Here is a 17,435-nt window from a genome sequence, read left to right as displayed (position 1 = left end):
TCTTCAAATCCCGAAATCGTCGTTGAAGATGGAGTGGGGCTCCACGCCGAGATCGTCCAGCGTGGACAGCACCGCGGAAATCATCACGGGAGGGCCGCAGAGATAGTATTCGCAATCCTCCGGCCTCGGGTGGTTGCGCATCGTCCTGGCGAGAACTTCGTGGATGAACCCGGTCTCACCCTGCCAACGCTCGCCCGGAGCAGGGTCCGAGAGCGCGACGGTCCAGCTGAAATTCCCGTGCTCGGATGCGAGCGCCTCAAATTCCTCGGCGTAGAAGAGGTCGGCGCGCGAGCGTGCGCCATAGAAATAGGAGATGCGCCGCTTCGTCCCGAGCGCCAGCTGCTCGTGGATCATGGCGCGCAACGGTGCCATGCCGACACCGCCGCCGATGAACACCATCTCCTCTTCTGTGGGCTGGACGTGAAATTCACCGAACGGTCCGGATACGTCGAGCTCGCTGCCAGGCTTCAATCCGAAAAGATAGGATGAGACGATGCCCGGAGGGATGTCCTCTTCGCGGCCCGCCGGGGGGACGGCCAGCCTGATATTGTGCACCAGCAAATTGCGGTCAGCCGGACGGGTGGCGATCGAATAGGCGCGAGCGGTGCGCTCCGTCACCTGCGAGCGAAGCTGCGACCATCCGGAGATACGCCAGGTTTCCTCATGCGCGTCGTCTATCTCGAGGCTGGAGAAATCGAGGTCGTAGGGAGGTGCCGTCAGCAGCATGAAGCCGCCGGCCCTGAATGCCAGTTCCTTTTCTTCGGGGAGCTTCAGGACCAGTTCACGGATGAGCGGCGCGAGCATCCGGTTGCTGACGACCGTGGCCGTGAACGTCTCTGCTGACATGATTTCCGGGGGCACCGTGACATCGACGGAACCGCGCAGCGCGACCTGGCAGGCAAGCCTGACATTGTTTCGCCGCTCCCGTGCGGAAAGAAGCCCGAGCTCGGTGGAACGCAACTCGCCCGCTCCCTCGCCTGTCGCCACCACGCGGCATTGCCCGCAGGTGCCGTTGCCTCCGCAAGCTGCGGGGATCGGAATATTGGCGCCGTGCAGAACCTCGAGAAGTTTTGCGCCACGCCTGGCCTCGATCGTCTGGACATCGTTCACGCGTACGCGCAGCGCTGTGTCCGGGATCAAGCGGGCTCGTGCTGCCAGCAATGCCAGAGCAAGCCCCAGGATCAATGCGACGATGAAGCCGCTTCCGAGCAGAACCTCGATCATGGCAGCGTCATCTGCGCGAAGGAGGAAAATCCAAGCGACAGCATGCCTGTGAGGATGAACGCGATGCCGAGACCCTGCAGCCCATCCGGAAGGTCGGCATAGGCCAGACGGCGCCGGATCGCTGACAACATGACGACCGCGATCGCGAAGCCCGTTCCGCCGCCGAGGCCGAGAACCGTACTTTCCACCAGATTGTAGTTCCGCTCAGCCATGAACAGGCTGCCACCGAGAATGGCGCAGTGGACTGCCAGCAGCGAAAGGAACACTCCGAAGGTGGCAAACAGCGCGGGGAAGCTGCGGTCGAGGATCATTTCGACCAACTGGACGGCAGCGGCGATCACGCCGATGAAGGTGAGAAGCCGCAGATAGCTCAAGTCGATTTCCGGCAGGCCCGCCCAGGCCCATGCACCGGGCGCCAGCACATACTGGAAGATCAGGTGGTTGAGCGGCACGGTCACGCCCATCACCGCAATGACTGCCAATCCAAGGCCGATTGCGGTGCCGGGTCGGCGCGACAGCGCAAGGAATGTGCAAAGGCCGAGAAACTGCGTCAGCGGCAGGTTCTCGACAAAGGCCGAGCGAATGAAGAGGGAACCGAGGTCGCTCATCCCGGCACTTCCTCTGCAGGAACAAGCTTATGTTCAGGGGTTTCGACCTGCTTGGGCATCAGGCTGCGGATGAGCCAGACGAGACCGCCGAGCAGGAAGAAGGCGCTGGGTGCCAGAAGCATGAGAGGCAGAGGCTCGAACCAGCCGCCTTGTTCAACCGTCGGAAGGACGCTGTAGCCCAGCAGGGTCCCATGGCCGAACAGTTCCCGTACGCTGCCGATAATGATCAGGATGAGGGAATAGCCCAGCCCGTTGCCGAGCGCGTCGGTCATCGACGACAGGGGCTTGTTGTGGAGGGCGAAAGATTCGGTGCGACCGAGCACGACGCAGTTGGTGGCGATGAGGCTGACATAGACCGATAGCCGCTGGCTCATCTCGAAGAAGAAGGCCTGCAGGATCTGGTCCACGACGATCACCAGCGAGGCCACGATGATGATCTGCACGATCAGCCGGATCGATGACGGAAGATGCTTGCGTATCGTGCTGATGATGCCTGAGGCTGCGACCAGCACCGCCGTGAGGCAAAGGGACATGGTGATCGCCGCCGCAAGGGTGGTGGTAACCGCCAGCGCCGAGCAGATGCCGAGGATCTGCAGCGTCACCGGGTTCTGGCGCAGGATGGGTTCGGTGAGGGTAGTCCAGAGCTTCATCAGAAATCCCCCCGCCTTATCGCGTCGAGGGTAGGACCGTAGCCCCGCGGACCCAGCCAGAACTGGAGCATTCTGGTGATCGCATTGTTGGTCCGTGTCGCACCCGTGATGGCGTCCACCTCGAACTCTGTCGTGGCCCGCCCGCGCGCGACGGAAAGGCGTGGCGTTCCCGTTTCGTCGGCAATCGGTTTGCCGACGAATTGCTGACGCCATGCGGGTTCATCGATGCGGGCGCCCAGGCCAGGCGTTTCCGAATGGGACATGATCGCCAGTGCAGACACGGTCGTCATGTTATCGCCTATGGCGATCATCGCTTCGATCGGGCCGCCGTAACCTGTACCGCTGATGGGCAGGATTGCGAGTTTCACGCCATCGTCCGGCCCCCGCAGAAGGTAGATCTGCTTGAGATCGGCCCGGCTGCCGAGGCCAGCGATGTCCTCCTGCGGCGAAAGCTCTGTCCAGTTCGCGGTATCCGCCATCGCTGTTTCGAGCGTCGCGGGCGTCACCTCCGTCGAGGCTTCTGCGCGCCGCAGATCAACCACAACGGTCGAGAGTGCTGAGCCCTCGGAGTTTGCGAGAATTTCGCTAAGTCCGGGTATTTCCGCGAGCAGCGTCTCAAGCCTTGCCTGTTGCTCCATCGCGCGATTCTGCGCCTGAATCGGCCTGAGGATAACCGTCGCTCCGGTCACCATCGCGGCACAGATGATCGAGACCAGGAAGGCGACGGCGATCGTCTTTGTGCGGCTCTCGTTTGGCAGCGCCAGAATACTGCGCCACAGCCTGATCGGGTTCCAGTCACCCATGGCGGAACCTCCCGCTTAAACGCCAAACAGCGATCGCCAATTCATCGAGAAGGGGGATCGACAGCGAAACCAGCAAAGCTGCGCACACCGCCATCTGCACAGCCGATGCCTGCCAGACAGATCCAAACAGGGCAAAGAGCAGCCCGAAAAGAGCACCCGCAAGCCAGCGTCCCAGAGGTGAAGTGGCACAGATGGCAGGGTCGCAGACGATGAAGACGAGAACGACCGCGACCGCGCTTCCAAACGGGGGCAGCGCGAATCCTCCGGCAATGACGAGCACCAACACCGCGCCGGCCAAAGCTCGCCATGGCAGAACGCCGAAGGCGAGCAGCAGGACCACAGCAGGAAAAACGGCCCATTCGATCTGAACGGGAAGGTGCGGCCATGCAGCGGCGGGAAAGGCAAACCCAAGGAACATGATGGCGACGACTGCCGGGCTGAGAACGCTCCGTCCCCAGCCGCCGAAGACAAGTTCTCCGAACACGAAACCGAACGCGACACCGAGCGCGAATTGCAGCGGCCCGACCTGCGGGGCAAGCATCGCGATCAGGAGCGCGGACACCAGCCCTGCGAGGCTCGGCCGCTGTGCGCGAATGACCGTGAACATCGCCTGGCAGACTCCGCCAACGATGAGCACGAAGAGGAGCCTGATTGCCCCTGCGCTTCCCTCGGCCAGCAGCCAGGTGACGGCAAGCGGCAAGGCCGCCGCGACCCAGACCATTGCCACCGTTTCGCGGTTCCAGATGCCACGGATCATGTCATCGCCTCGATCCTGTCGAGGCATGCACGAAGAAGATCAGCGAACCGCGGAGAAGCGGCGGTGACATAATCAACAAGAGCCAGATCCTCCTCCAGCAGCGACAGCGCGCCCAGTTCTGCTGCGGTTTCGTCGTCCCCGATTGCGAGCGCCCGCAAAAGCGCCATGCCTGGCATCGCACCGCCGAGCGCATGCTCCACCGCAGATGTGGCTATCACCGGCTCCGGTCGCGAAGCCCGTCGCAAGGCGCTCTCCAGCCAATGCGGTTGCGGCTTGGTGTCCCGCCGTTCGAGCACGGTCACCTGCCGGGCACGCCAGCCGAGCCAACGCGCTTCCCGACCGTCCAGTGCGGACCCTGACAGGATGGTATGGGGACCGGGCTTCATATGAGCGTGACACAATTCGCGAAGGTCGGCGCCGGGCTGGCAACGAACGAGCCGCGTCTCACGCAATCCCGGTCCCGCAACCGAGACTAGGCGTGTCGCAGGCAAGAAACCTTCGGAAAGCAGATGCCCAATGCCGACTACGTCTTCTGCCGAAATCTCCCAGATATTCAGGTTCTGTCCGGATCGAAACTCCCGGCGGAGGAACGAGCCCGCGAGCCCGGCAGGATGCAGGGGGCCGGCGCGCGCGATCCTGATCCGATCACTCTCCTCGACAATGGCCGGACCGTCGTCTTGGCAGAACCGGATCGGTCCGTCGAACAAGGTCGCAAGCGCCTGCAGGCCAAGCTTGAGATGATCCAACGTCTCGCCCTTAAGCGCAAGACAGGGGTCCGGCGCAAGCGGCTTGGTATCGATCGCCATCACCATGATCAAGGCAGGAACCGCGTACCCCGCTGGCACCCGCCCGAACGGGCGAGAGCGAAATCGCATCCACATGCCGGAGGCTTGAAGCAGGTCGCGAAGGGCGGGGCCACCACTTCCTCGCTCGCATTCCCGGCGAGCATCGCGGACATCGAACTGGTGCGGTCGTACCTTCTCGTCATGCTGGATCAGCAGACTGGCCTGCCGCCGTCCTGCGCCAAGCTCAAGTTGCACCACGCGCCCCCCCATTGGGGCGGTGACGAGCAATTCCGGCCGTCTGCGGTCTTTCAGGACAGGCCTTCCAAGCGCAACGGTGTCGCCCGGCTGGACCAGCGCCTCCATGCGGATGTCGATAAGTGGGTCGAGGTTCAGTCCCGCTTCGGTGGTGATCACCGTCTCCACCGCCTGCGGCCAAGGCCGAGGCGTGGGCACAAGTACCTCCAGACCTCTATCTAGCAGTCTCAGACTGAAACTCCCCCTGAACCCGAAAGAGCGGCCGAAAGGCTGGCCGATCGGCTTGACAATGCGCTATCTACTAAAGACCATCACACCGGGCAAGCCAAGCGGGGACCAGCGATGCCGATGCGACATGTTGTATTTTTAACAGCTCTGCCGCTGGTGTTTGTCGCTGCTGCCTCGGCGATTAGCCAGACCCCGGAGCGGATGCCGAACATCGCAGAAATCACGCAATGGGCGCGCAGTGGACATGCCAACGTGCATTCCGAATCCTTCGCTCATTGGAATGACGCGGGCCAGATTCCGCCGGTCTGCGCAACCTGCCACTCGGGTGCCGGTTTCCGCTCGCTTTATGGGTTTGACGGCAGTGAGCCGGGATTGCCTCAAACGCCTGTTCCCGTCGGAGGCGTCGTTGATTGCGATACCTGCCATAATCCCGCGCTGCCGAGTCTGACTGAAATCCAGCTGCCTTCAGGTTTGCCCCACCCTGTGACCGGCTTCGAAGGCGCGTGCATGACCTGTCATCAGGGTCGCGCTTCGACCGCTACGATTGAAAAGTCGGTCGGCGCCTCACAAGAGGATGAGGTCAATCCGGAGCTCGGCTTCGTCAATCCGCACTATGCCATCGCTGGGGCCACGCTGCTCGGCGGTGACGGAGCGCTCGGCTACCATTACGCCGGCAAGGAATACGAGCCGCGCTTCTTTCATGCGCGGCCCGTGGCAACCTGCGTCTCATGCCATGAGCCGCATAATCTCACCGTCGCGGAAGAGGTCTGCACCACTTGCCACGAAACCGGCGATCCCAAGGCGATCCGTATCTCGCGGCAAAGCTTCGACGGCAGCGGTGATCTCGGCAAGGGCATTCACGCCGACATTGTCGCCAATCGGCAGCGTTTATTCGGTCTCGTGCAGGACTATGCCCGCGAGGTCATCGGGACGCCGATGATATACGACGGCGGACGCTATCCGTACTTCTTCGCCGACCACAATTCAGACGGTCGTGCCGACGAGAAGGATGGCGCTCCGGTCGCGTATACGAGCTGGACCCCGCGGCTGCTGAAGGCCGCATACAACTGGAAATTCGTCGGCGCGGATGGAGGTATCCATGTCCACAATCCGCACTACGCACTTCAGCTTCTCTACGATTCCGCAGAAGACCTCTCAAGCGCACTGGGCCGGGAACTGACAGGCATGAGCCGCTGATTGCCATGCGAGGGGAACGGCACCTTAGCAAAATCTCGGTGTCCTCCTTTGCTCGGCGAGCTACCCGGTGCGACGTCAAGCACCAGATTCAAAGGTGTTATCGATCTCTGCCTGCAACCTTTTGGATGTTTTAAGGTAGTCACGGCGACTTGGCCATCGGTGAGATGGCGATCCGATCGCTACGTCGAAACGCGCTCTATCCTATCTCTGAGACAGAAGCAGCGGCTGTGTAGTCATATCTAATAAGAAGTGTGTTTTAAGGAAGGTGTAGGCAATGGGGTCCGGTGCATCACTCTCATGAGTTATTGGCTCCGGAGCGCAGGCGGGGCGCGTGCTGAGCGTCTCGCTAAGGCTTGAAGTTGCCCTTCTGACATCCATCGCGTACTAAACTGCCATGACGTCTCCGATGAAGGACACTCCCCAAGTTGAGACGGCGCCGACGAAAAACACAACCTCAATTCCGGATAGGATTCGCTGGTCTCGCTTCCCACCGCTTGGTGACCCTCGAAGTCGTTCTTCCACTTTATATCTCTCACTCGCCACTCCAACGACCAGCTTTGCATCATTTAAGCTGGAGCCGGCGCCAAGTTTCTTAGTCGCTGAAGAACATTTATCGCATGTTTGGATTGAAGTGCGTGGGAAGTGGGCGCGGCCTGGACGCGCGTAGTCTAGCAGACTGGCCCCGTTTTTCGGACATCTTTCCTGCCAATTGCCTAAATTAACCATACGATCGCATGACGGGCTCTCGAGTGTTCGAGATCCTGCGATGATGCTTTCGCTTCAGATGGTCTGAAGCAGAACGGCCCTCGTCCGTGCGCAAACACCGAACGAGGGCCTGACCCGCAACCTTTTAATGGAAGGCATTGGGCTATGAACAGCGATACCCTTTTTTTTGACTGCCTAGAAGTTTCTTCATCTGTTTGTCTACAGGGAGAGCTGTCGATCGCATCGGTGTGATCTGACGCGTCTAACGCGTTCACGTTGAGAACGAGGCTGAGAGCCTTTGCCTCGAGTGATCTGTCGGACTTGAGAGCAAGTCCGCAGCTGGCGCGAAGCCTCGACTGACGCCATCGCGCAAGTGCCCAGCCCCTTAGTCACGCGTTTGTCTGACCTTGCCTCCGGCGCCCCGTCGGCGGAGCGGCGACGTGCCTCCCGATTTTGAGGAAACTTCCATGACCACAGACACTTCAACCAGCAAAGCGATGAGCTTGACCGCCACCGCGGATATCGCTGCGCTTCGGCCTGATCTTGAACGCCTCGTTGAACAGGCAATCGACGCCGTTTCCGGATGCACGGCAAAGCCGGACGCGACCTTTGGCGTCTGGGCCGAGATCGTTGCCGCGATCCGATCGACCGCATTTCACGAAGGCAAGCTTCTGGAGCGCGGGATCGCACGCCTGGCTGCGTGTAATCCTGACTTGAGCGTCGTACCGCTGGAGCGTCCGATGCCCGTTGTGCCTGCGGCACGCGAGGTGCTGCGGCGCAATGAGGGGGTGCTGCGAGGCCTGCGCCTGAGTCCAGAGGTCCACTCACGGGAGACCTATGCACCCGATTTGGTGATTGTGGATCGCAAGCGCCACGCTGCGCTGATCCTCGACGTCAAGCGTTCGCTCCTGTCTTACGAGATGCCACGCCTCAATGAGTTGCGCTCCAAGATGCTGGCGGTGGCGATGATTGCCAGCGATTGGTTGACGCTGGAATGCCGGACGCCACCGATCGTCGACGTCTCCGTCGCCATTGTCGATGGCTCCGATGAGATGATCGACCATGAGCGGGGTATATGGGGTCTTTCGGAGATCGACGTCCTGCTCGAGATCGAAGGCGCGGGCGCTGCTATGGGCGTATTGCGTGATCTTTTTGGTAAGCGTGTACGCGCGTTGCTGGCAGAGCGCTGCCGTAAGGAGGTCCAGCAAAGTTTCATAGATGCTGCCTCGGCCAGCCTGTCTGGCTTGGAGGCTGTCATGGAACCCGGTGCCTCGGCACTTCTGGGCAGCAGCAACTCGGGGGGGGGCCTGATTGACTCGGTTGACGATGTGCTCGCACTGGGCAGGGCGCAGGCTGGTGCCGCCCGAGTGGGCTTTGCACGCGGGAGGGTGATGCAATGAGCGATCGCAAGAAAAACGTACCTTCTCTCAAGGTCTTTATTGGAGAGAAGACGAGCATGACGCCGCTACCGCCGACCGTGGCCCGACCTGACAGTGATCTGCCGTCTAGGGGTATGACCTTCGAGGCGGGCGGCTGCCGCGATGTCATGCTCAAGGTGATTGGGCACGATGATGCATGTCGGGCGCGCGCTCGTCAGGGGATCCTGACAAGGTGTAACTGTCAGACACGCAGACCTGCGGATGATCCAGCCGCGATCATCGAGCTGACGATGCACTACGCCCGCATTCGGATCGAGCGCGGCCTGCCAATGCCACTCAGCATCATAAAACACCTCAACAGATACGTCGAAGCGGGGGATCTTGCCTCGATGACCGTGTGGGATTGGCTTGCCCGGCGCAGCATCGTGTCGACGCGGCCACCAAATGCCAAACGCCAAGGCTTTGCGCTGCGGTTGATCTCACGGAAGGAGAAGCAACCGTGAGCCGCACGCTTCAAAGAGCCGTTGTGGCTGAACGCCTGGCTATCCACTTCCTGAAGAGGCTCCATCACGCCGCTCGTGCAGACGCGATCGAATTCGCAATTACGCAGGAACTGCTTGTCGACGTCGATCGTGATGAGAAACGCCGAGAGATTGAGCGTGACAGCGACAGACGCTGGACGACATCCGTTCTTGGAAGTGACGACGATGAGGACGACTTTGTATGGGCTGTTGATTTGCATTGAGAACTGACCCGGCATTTGCGCCGAGAAGTGACCCGCCTTATGTATCGTTCGTGTCGGTTGTGGTGGTCAAGTTCCTGCGTTTCTCCTTCGTTGTTTTGGGCTCATGCGCTGAGCTGTTTTTGAACCGGAAGCTGTCGTTTCCGGTTTCGAGGATGTGGCAATGATGCGTGAGCCGGTCCAGCAGCGCGGTGGTCATCTTAGGGTCGCCGAAGACGCTGGCCCATTCGCTGAAGCTCAGGTTGGTGGTAATGATGACGCTGGTGCGCTCGTAGAGTTTGCTCAGCAGATGGAAGAGCAATGCGCCACCTGATGCACTGAACGGCAGGTATCCCAACTCGTCGAGGATCACGAGATCGGAATGGACGAGGCGATTAGCGATCTGGCCTGGACGACCTTGGGACTTCTCCTGCTCGAGAGCATTGACCAATTCCACGGTCGAGAAGAACCGAACCCGCTTGTGATGATGTTCGATGGCCTGGACACCGATGGCCGTGGCGATATGGGTCTTTCCCGTGCCGGGACCTCCGATCAGGACGATGTTGTTGGCCTCGTCGAGGAAGTCGCAGCGATGAAGCTGACGGACCAGCGCCTCGTTGATCTCGCTGCTGGTGAAGTCGAAGCCGTTCAGATCGCGGTAGGCTGGAAAGCGTGCCGTCTTGAGCTGGTAGGCCGTCGATCGCACTTCACGTTCCGCGGTCTCCGCCTTGAGGAGCTGCGACAGGATCGGGATGGCAGCCTCGAACGCCGGCGATCCCTGTTCGGTCAGATCACCTACGGCGTGGGCCATGCCATGCATCTTCAACTGCCTTAACATGATGACGATAGCACCGCTTGCCGGATTATGACGCATGGCGAACCTCCGTCTTTCTCAGGGCATCGTAGCGTTCGACATTGGCCTTGGGCTCGTTGGTGAGCGTCAGGGCCTGTGGCGCGTCGATGATGGGCGGTGTGAAGGATTTGCCGTCGACGAGGCGATGCAGCAGGTTCAGCACGTGGGTCTTGGTCGGAACGCCGGACTTCAGCGCCATGTCCACGGCCGACAGCACGGCCTGTTCATCGTGCTGGACAACAAGGGCCAGGATATCGACCATCTCGCGGTCTCCGCCTGGCTTCTTCAGGAGATATTGCTGCAAGCTCTTGAATGCATCCGGCAGCTCAATGAACGGAGCACCATTGCGTAGAGCGCCGGGCTTACGCTGCACGACCGCCAGATAGTGCCGCCAGTCGTAGATCGTCTGGCCCGGCCGATCGTGGGAGCGGTCGATGACGCGGCGATGCTCACAGACGATCTGGCCCTCCGCAGCGACCACGATACGATCCGGATAGACCCGCAGGCTCACTGGTCGATTGGCGAAAGAGGCCGGCACGCTGTAGCGATTGCGCTCCAGATGGACGAGGCAGGTCGGAGTGACCCGCTTCGTATATTCGACGAAGCCGTCGAATGGCCGAGAAACTGGCATCAGAGTTGGCGCTTCCTCAGCCCATATGTCGGCGATGGTGCCGCGCATCTGGCCGTGTGGGGTCTTTGCCCAGAAGGCCTTGCATCGAAGCTCAAGCCAGTCGTTCAGGGCCTCAAGGGATGGAAAGCGCGGAACAGGTTGAAAGAACCGATGACGTGCATCCTGAACGTTCTTCTCGACTTGGCCCTTCTCCCAGCCGGACGCGGGATTGCAAAATTCGGGCTCGAAGAGGTAGTGGCTGGCCATCGCCATGAAGCGGACGTTGACGTCGCGCTCCTTGCCACGGCCCACCTTGTCGATTGCCGTGCGCATGTTGTCGTAGATGCCACGGCCAGGAATGCCGCCAAACACGCGGAAGGCATGATTGTGGGCGTCGAACAGCATCTCATGGGTCTGGAGGAGATAGGCACGGACGATAAAGGCCCGGCTGTAGCTAAGCTTCGTATGCGCCACCTGCAGCTTGGTGCGCTCATTGCCGATGATCGCCCAGTCCTCCGACCAGTCGAACTGGAAGGCTTCTCCGGGCTCGAAAGCCAGAGGCACGAATGTCCCGCGTCCTGTCGTCTGTAACTCTCTCTGCCGGTCTGCCTTCCATTCCCGCGCGAAGGCTGCAACACGGCAATAAGAACCGTCGTAGCCGAGGCTTACCAGATCGGCATGGAGTTGCTTCAAGGTGCGCTTTTGCTTGCGGCCCTTTTGGGACTCCGTCTTCAGCCAGGCCGACAGCCGATCAGCGAACGGATCAAGCCTGCTCGGCCGCTCCGGGACCTTGAACTTCGGCTCTACGTCGTTAAGGCGCAGATATTTGCGGATGGTATTCCGGGATAGGCCGGTCCTGCGGCAAATCTCCCGGATTGATAGATGCTCTCGAAAATGCCAGCGCCGGATTACGCTCAGTAACGCCATGTCGATCACTCCAGAGCCCCCGCTGAAACCTCGCGAGGGATGATTGAAACATGGGTCAAATCTCAGTGATAATTTCCCGTAATGCCGGGTCAGCTCTCAGTGCAAATCAACACGTCCGCCTCGCCGACAAGCTCGAACGAGGCATACACCTGGCTTTCCAATGATGGTAAACCTGCAGGATCGTTTGTGATCAATGACCGGCTGCGGTCCGGCGCGATAGAGGCAGTGACGAGGCTGTCCGCGATCGGAATGACGGCGGAGATATTGTCGGGAGATCACTCGGGGGCAGTTGCCGAAGTGGCGGCCGCCCTGAAGATTTCGGAAGCGCGTCACGGCGTCCTCCCCGAGGCCAAGGTCGAACGCCTGACTGAACTAACCTTGGCTGGACAGCGGGTCTTGATGGTTGGCGATGGGCTCAACGATGCGCCGGCGCTGGCTGCCGCACATGTATCCATGGCACCCTCGTCAGCAGCAGATGTGGGTCGGAACGCGGCCGACCTAGTCTTTCTCCGAAGCAGCCTGATAGCTGTGCCGCAGGCGATCGAGATCGCCCGCTCAGCGGCCCGCCTCGTGCGGCAGAACCTGGGTCTGGCGATTGTCTATGATATTCTGGTCGTCCCCCTCGCCATGCTTGGCCAAGTGACACCGCTCATGGCCGCTATTGCTATGTCGACATCGTCCATCATCGTAGTGGCCAACTCGCTGCGCATGCCGTGTCACGGAAAAGCCGCTGCACCTTCTCCGGATCAAGCCCCGACGCGCCTTGCCGAGGTGACATGAACTACTTGGTATAGCTGGTGCCGATAGCATTGGGGATGGGACTGGTCGGCCTCGCAGCGTTCCTTTGGTCGATGGGGGCCGGACAGTACGAAGATCTCGACGGGGCCGCAGAGCGGGTCTTAATCCCCGATGCAAAGGACGCACCGCTTCCGTGGGAAGCATGGACGCACAGCTTGGCACGAAATGTTCCAAGCGGGATGGGAAAGAGTCCTCGAGGGCCGCGCGGTCCGCCCCGAGTAACTTAAGGAGGAAAACATGAATATAGGATCCGACCAACCTTTCGATTGGATCGCGGCATTGGCGCTGTTGTCTGGGGCCGCGGTCATGGTTCCCAGTCTGGCGGCTCTTGGGATCGCGTTGCTTGAAGTAGTGGTTGCGATCTTCTGACGCTCGTCCGGCGGTCGCTGCGTCTCGAACTTCTCGGAGCCCACCTGCCTCCCAAGGATCCGATCCATCGGGGTCCCGGTGGCAACTTCAGGGGTTGGGCTGGAGAAGATGTGAGTCGGTTTCTGGCTAGCATCCTTCGGTCGATGGATCTGATCCAAGCTGGTCAGCACCTTCGCGGTTAGCTCGTCGCTCGTACAGGAAGCAGTGTTATGCATGATGTCTTCCTAACGTAATCATGAGAACAACTTCTCGTTTATCGATCTCCTCTAGAGAGACCTTCAATAAGGACACGAACATCGATCTCATATCGTCTGCTTACAGCCCCCGACAGGAAAAACGCGTGCGAGACACATCCGCTAGATGAAAATGCACGCGAGTCTTTGAAGGACACCCCATGTCCAAGGGTTAGGGTCTGACAAACTAATCCCAGACGCGTGACGCGCGAGTTGCGCCGGTGCCATTTCTATGGCCTTGGATTGCGGAGGACTGCCTGCGGGCAGCTTTTGGGCTGACCCCGCGGAAGAGGCGATTCAGGGTGCGCAGATCATCACGACCTGCACCACATCAATGCGATCGGCGGTGCCTGCCCCGGCAAGACGGAGCTGCACCGCCACATCCTTCTGCGCTCGGACATCTTGGTTGAATACCGCCCCCGAGGCGTCCAGCATCCTCTGTCGCGCGATCTCCGCGCTCCACGTCAACACGGAGTTCACGCTGCCGCTGCGCGGCTCGAAAGATTTCGGCGGTCTCGGCGCGAAGGCGAAGCGGGGCTGTTTTTTTTGGGGATGGGAACGGACAGGCCCGCGCTGCGCAGCCCGGATACGATGGTCCCGTCGCCCTCATTGGCATCACTGGCACTGCTATTTTCTGGCGGGAATACTATATGAGATTGCGCAGATATAAGATAACCGCCTGACCAGCTCGTGGTCGATGTAACCGCGTACTCATTTCAGGCAGTCCGGGGATAACCGGGTGGCGTCGGGCTGAAGGCACTACACTGCGCCGGCATCTTGCTTGCTCCGTCCAAGATCGAGAACGCGCTGCACTGCCCTGGCCTCGACGTGGAGAACGCGCGGGTTTGGCCGAGAGGAACCGAGATGTGAGTTAGACGTCTATCCGGACCCCCCCTGGTGTGGATGCAATCAACGTAGCAGGCCGACCGCTACGCCGGTTCGGCGATAGTGGGATGAATTCGTGCTCGTTAGCCTCTTGCAGCGCAGCTAACAAAGCGGACGTTCAGTCGGTTGCTGCACTTCGCCCACTACGCGTCCCCTAGGGTGCTGTTCGGCTTTTTAAAGAACGTAAGCGCACGACTTCCCACTGCCCTTTAGTTTCAGATGAAAGCGCGCGCGGCACTTCGCAGGCGGGGAGCGGGCGGTCAAAGAAATAGCCTTGTCCCATAGTACAGCCGCGGGCGCGCAGGTAGCGGGCCTGCTCCATCGTCTCGATACCTTCAGCAACCGTTTGCATGCCCAGCCGCATAGCCATCTCGAGCACTGCATCAATCACTGCAGTCGCTTTCGGATTGTTCTCATCGATACGCTCGATGAACGACTTATCGATCTTGATGACGTCGACCGGAAATTCCTGGAGGTGAGTCAGAGATGCATAACCCGTCCCGAAATCATCTAGCGCGACCATAACGCCCATCTTACGCAGTTCCTGCAACATACGTGAGACTTCCGGACCGAGTTGGCCTATCAGCACGGTCTCAGTCACCTCTATGTCGATGGCCGAGAGACCTTGCTCTGTTGCTTCTGCATGGGCCTGCAACCGACTAGCTAGATCGGGGCCACGAAAGTCGGCAGCCGAAAGGTTTACCGCTATCCGTCCTGGATCTATGCCGACCGCGCGCCAATTCGCTAGGTCGGCGAACACGCGGGCAAACATTCGCTCGGTCAAGCGAACAGCAACCTCGCTGTCGGAGAATGCCGCTTGGATTTCCGATGGCGGAAGTATGGTGCCGTCCGCGCTACAGATGCGTAGCAGAGCCTCCCATCCCATGACACGTCCGGTCCGCAGATCGATCTTGGGCTGATAAAATGGTACGATACTGTCTTGTTCGAGCGCCTGTCTGGCAAGGAACAGCATCTGTGAACGCCTCTCGGACGCGCCTCTCAGAGTGGGTGTGAACTCCATGAAAGTTCCCGGCATCTCCTCCTTTGCCGAATAAAGCGCCAAGTCTGCGGCTATCAGAAGCTCGGCGGGATCTTCGCCATCCCGAGGCCATAGCGCAACGCCAGCTGAGAAGTTGACAGGAACGCGCGTGTCCCCGACCAAAAACGGTTCTTCCATCGCGGTTGAAACGTAAGACATGGGGCCTGCGTAAGCATCCGGCTCAGAAAGTTCGGGCAGGATAATGGCAAACTCGTCACCCCCCAATCGGGCCACGCTCGCAGTATGCGGCAAGCTCTCCAACAGGCGCTGGGCAGTCTGTTCCAGCACCCGATCTCCAGCGGCATGTCCTAAGGTGTCATTGAGTTCCTTGAAATTGTTCAAGTCTAGCACGATCAGGGCGACAGAGCCACCGCTTTGGCGCGCGTCATCTATCGCGGCCCGCTTTCGCTTCCGGTAGAGGGTGCGGTTGGGCAGTTTTGTCAGTGGGTCATGAAGGGCTGCCCAGTTTAGTTCGGCTTCGACGGTCTTTTGCTGGGTAACATCGAGCATCGATCCGACGAGTCGAATAGGTCTTTCGTCCCCGTCGCGCACGATGACGCACCGCGTTTTGACATCAATCCATTCGCCCGTTGCAATGCGGAACCGGTATTCCTCATGCCAATACTCTGCACCGCCTTTCAGCGCGGCTGACTGGCTTGTGAGTACTCGAGATCGATCGTCGGGGTGAATGCGATCCAGCCACCAGTCAAAGTCGGTTTCACTCTGTAGCTCCGGGTAGCCCAGAACCTTCTTGTATGCGCCAGCCCAGGTGGCGCGTTGATCCTGGAAAGACCAATCCCAGATGACATCACTTGTAGCGCGCGATGCCAAGCGATAGCGTTCTTCGCTGCTCCGGAGCGCTTCTTCTCCTAGGACTTGGTCGTGGATGTCTTCCAGACTGCCATACCATGCGACCACGTTGCCTTCGGCATCGTGACGAGGGCGTGCTCTTGCGCGATACCACCGAAAAGCACCATCGCTCATCCGGAGTCGGTAGCGGACATCGGCGCTGTCTCCATCTCCTGCCTCGATCGCCGCACGCCAGTGCCGTGTCACCAACGGCAAATCGTCGGGATGGACTACCTTCGCCCACCCCTCACCGTAGCTTGCTTCGCGCGGCAACCCGACCAACTCTCCCCAGAGGGGAGCGACTTCCGTGATCATCCCGTAACGATCAGCGACCCATGCGATCTGAGGATTCAGTTCGATGTATGCCCTGTGATGGTCCTGGGTCTCGCGAAGTGTTTCCAGCGTGTGGATCAAGCGACGTTGCTGCCGTGCAGTTGCTCTTGCCAAACGCTCAGAGTGCCAAGTGTAGGTGACCGCGGCACCAAGCATTAGCAAAAATGCTACGACAATTATCGTGGCCAATTCATCAACCGATGCGGTCCAGCCGCTCATCTCTACGGCTGCTTCCGCAGGAACAATCCTCACGCCCGACATGGCGATGAAATGGAACGATAGGATCGCAGCAGACAAGGCAATGGCAGCAGGCCACGCGAAAATCTGATCCCTCCACCTCAGCAGCAGGTGGCCGGCCCAAGCGGCGAGCACCAAACCGACCGCCCCCGCGAATAAGGTGATCAAAGGGTCATGTACGACAGAGCCAGCGAAGCGAAGGGCATGCATGTCCAGAAAATGAGCAACTGCAATGCCGACACCGACGAAGGCGCCCGCGAGTATGCCCCGTTCCTTGCCTTGGAGGCCGACCAGACCTCCGGCGACCGTAAAGCCTATCGCGAGTACTAGGGAGTAGGCACTGACTGATAGATCGAAATGAATATCGAGGTTGTTGCGGTAGCCAAGCATCGCGGTGAAGTGGGTCGTCCACACGCCCAGTCCCGTAACCACGCCCGCTAGGATGAGCCAACCTCGTCTGTGAACCAGGTCCGCCTTCATGCTCATCTGTGCGATGGCGGTGCCAGTCAGCGTTGAGATTGCACAAATGCCCAGAGCCAGCGCTACCAAACGCTGGTCGTGCTCGTGAATAATAGTCTCAAACAAGTTTAGCATGGGACACCTCGCGCCCCCCCCCCCAGGCAGCAACATAATATGCGAAACTTGATAAAACCTTCTGTAGAAAGATTGGAAATGTCAGAGGCAGCAACAGCCCTGAATTTCCGTCGCCGAATGATTTCGGACCTTTTGGCTCTGGAAGAATGGAGTTTTAGGCCGCTTTAAGGGTGATCGGCCACGCTGGTTTGTGGTTGAAACTGCGCTTCTTGATGTTGTTCGTTTAAAACTCTCACGTTTGAGCAGGATTGTCTGGCCGCGCCCAGAGTAGACGTCGGCCGAGGTGAACTTGTCGATGTGACGTGCCACTGAGTTTTCATCCAGCGGCGTTTAGAGCCTCGGCCTTTTCTGTTACGCCGTAGGGCGCGGGTTGAGCAACCGGTGGAGACGCGAAGC

At 59.9% G+C, this 17,435-nt stretch carries 16 protein-coding genes and 1 pseudogene; 8 read left to right on the top strand and 9 right to left on the bottom strand.

Translation table 11 applies throughout. The features are described 5' to 3' along the window. Positions 1-3: 3 nt before the first annotated feature. From nqrF to IOD40_RS09105, 6 genes are read right to left on the bottom strand one after another with little or no spacing between them, the layout of a single operon-like run. Positions 4-1,224: an NADH:ubiquinone reductase (Na(+)-transporting) subunit F gene (gene nqrF, locus IOD40_RS09130; RefSeq protein WP_198476238.1), complete on the bottom strand. Its 1,221-nt coding sequence runs from the start codon at positions 1,222-1,224 to the stop codon at positions 4-6. Then, positions 1,221-1,832, bottom strand: coding sequence for an NADH:ubiquinone reductase (Na(+)-transporting) subunit E (gene nqrE / locus IOD40_RS09125; RefSeq protein WP_198476237.1), 612 nt, complete (start codon positions 1,830-1,832; stop codon positions 1,221-1,223). Before nqrE ends, nqrF begins: the two co-directional genes overlap by 4 nt. Continuing rightward, entirely contained in the window at positions 1,829-2,482 is a 654-nt protein-coding gene (locus IOD40_RS09120) for an NADH:ubiquinone reductase (Na(+)-transporting) subunit D (RefSeq protein ID WP_198476236.1), read from the bottom strand. The genes nqrE and IOD40_RS09120 overlap by 4 nt, the downstream gene beginning before the upstream one ends. Next, positions 2,482-3,285 carry an FMN-binding protein gene (locus IOD40_RS09115; RefSeq protein ID WP_198476235.1) on the bottom strand — a complete coding sequence of 268 codons (804 nt, stop codon included), beginning with the start codon at positions 3,283-3,285 and terminating at the stop codon, positions 2,482-2,484. Before IOD40_RS09115 ends, IOD40_RS09120 begins: the two co-directional genes overlap by 1 nt. Further along, on the bottom strand, positions 3,278-4,042 hold the full coding sequence (locus tag IOD40_RS09110) for an RnfABCDGE type electron transport complex subunit D (protein WP_198476234.1): 765 nt from the start codon (positions 4,040-4,042) through the stop codon (positions 3,278-3,280). Before IOD40_RS09110 ends, IOD40_RS09115 begins: the two co-directional genes overlap by 8 nt. Next, positions 4,039-5,280, bottom strand: coding sequence for a Na(+)-translocating NADH-quinone reductase subunit A (locus IOD40_RS09105; protein ID WP_198476233.1), 1,242 nt, complete (start codon positions 5,278-5,280; stop codon positions 4,039-4,041). Before IOD40_RS09105 ends, IOD40_RS09110 begins: the two co-directional genes overlap by 4 nt. 144 nt (positions 5,281-5,424) lie before the next feature. On the opposite strand from IOD40_RS09105, the gene IOD40_RS09100 reads away from it, so the two are divergent. The 4 genes from IOD40_RS09100 (at position 5,425) to IOD40_RS09085 (ending at position 9,336) form a co-directional block, all read left to right on the top strand. Next, positions 5,425-6,507 carry a cytochrome C gene (locus tag IOD40_RS09100; RefSeq protein ID WP_198476232.1) on the top strand — a complete coding sequence of 361 codons (1,083 nt, stop codon included), beginning with the start codon at positions 5,425-5,427 and terminating at the stop codon, positions 6,505-6,507. 1,172 nt (positions 6,508-7,679) lie between these two features. Then, entirely contained in the window at positions 7,680-8,612 is a 933-nt protein-coding gene (locus tag IOD40_RS09095; RefSeq protein ID WP_198476231.1) for a hypothetical protein, read from the top strand. After that, positions 8,609-9,094, top strand: coding sequence for a hypothetical protein (locus IOD40_RS09090; protein ID WP_198476230.1), 486 nt, complete (start codon positions 8,609-8,611; stop codon positions 9,092-9,094). The genes IOD40_RS09095 and IOD40_RS09090 overlap by 4 nt, the downstream gene beginning before the upstream one ends. After that, the gene (locus tag IOD40_RS09085; protein ID WP_198476229.1) at positions 9,091-9,336 is read left to right on the top strand and encodes a hypothetical protein; all 246 of its coding nucleotides are present in this window, start codon (positions 9,091-9,093) and stop codon (positions 9,334-9,336) included. The genes IOD40_RS09090 and IOD40_RS09085 overlap by 4 nt, the downstream gene beginning before the upstream one ends. Before the next feature lie 37 nt (positions 9,337-9,373). Here the strand turns inward: IOD40_RS09085 and istB are convergent, their stop codons facing one another. Next, positions 9,374-10,186, bottom strand: a complete 813-nt coding sequence (gene istB / locus IOD40_RS09080; protein ID WP_198476228.1) for an IS21-like element helper ATPase IstB — start codon at positions 10,184-10,186, stop codon at positions 9,374-9,376. Further along, complete coding sequence (gene istA, locus IOD40_RS09075) at positions 10,176-11,702, bottom strand: IS21 family transposase (RefSeq protein WP_198476227.1); 1,527 nt, start codon at positions 11,700-11,702, stop codon at positions 10,176-10,178. Before istA ends, istB begins: the two co-directional genes overlap by 11 nt. An 81-nt stretch (positions 11,703-11,783) precedes the next feature. Here istA and IOD40_RS09070 point away from each other — a divergent pair, with 81 nt between their 5' ends. The 4 genes and pseudogenes from IOD40_RS09070 to IOD40_RS20350 all read left to right on the top strand — a co-directional run. Continuing rightward, positions 11,784-12,482: an HAD-IC family P-type ATPase gene (locus tag IOD40_RS09070; protein WP_198476226.1), complete on the top strand. Its 699-nt coding sequence runs from the start codon at positions 11,784-11,786 to the stop codon at positions 12,480-12,482. 17 nt (positions 12,483-12,499) lie between these two features. After that, positions 12,500-12,727, top strand: coding sequence for a cbb3-type cytochrome oxidase assembly protein CcoS (gene ccoS / locus IOD40_RS09065; protein WP_325099696.1), 228 nt, complete (start codon positions 12,500-12,502; stop codon positions 12,725-12,727). A gap of 10 nt (positions 12,728-12,737) precedes the next feature. Continuing rightward, entirely contained in the window at positions 12,738-12,869 is a 132-nt protein-coding gene (locus IOD40_RS20205; RefSeq protein WP_267905071.1) for a hypothetical protein, read from the top strand. Between the two features lie 560 nt (positions 12,870-13,429). Beyond that, positions 13,430-13,525: pseudogene (locus IOD40_RS20350) on the top strand (hypothetical protein); the annotation flags it as partial. Between the two features lie 616 nt (positions 13,526-14,141). On the opposite strand, the gene IOD40_RS09055 reads toward IOD40_RS20350, so the two are convergent. Next, positions 14,142-17,030 carry a bifunctional diguanylate cyclase/phosphodiesterase gene (locus IOD40_RS09055; RefSeq protein WP_198476225.1) on the bottom strand — a complete coding sequence of 963 codons (2,889 nt, stop codon included), beginning with the start codon at positions 17,028-17,030 and terminating at the stop codon, positions 14,142-14,144. Positions 17,031-17,435 lie beyond the last annotated feature (405 nt).

The sequence above is a fragment of the Aquamicrobium zhengzhouense genome, from assembly GCF_016124105.1.
Taxonomy (GTDB): Bacteria; Pseudomonadota; Alphaproteobacteria; order Rhizobiales; family Rhizobiaceae; genus Aerobium; species Aerobium zhengzhouense.
Note: the sequence above shows the minus strand (reverse complement) of the source record. Positions and strands in the feature narration are given on the sequence as shown.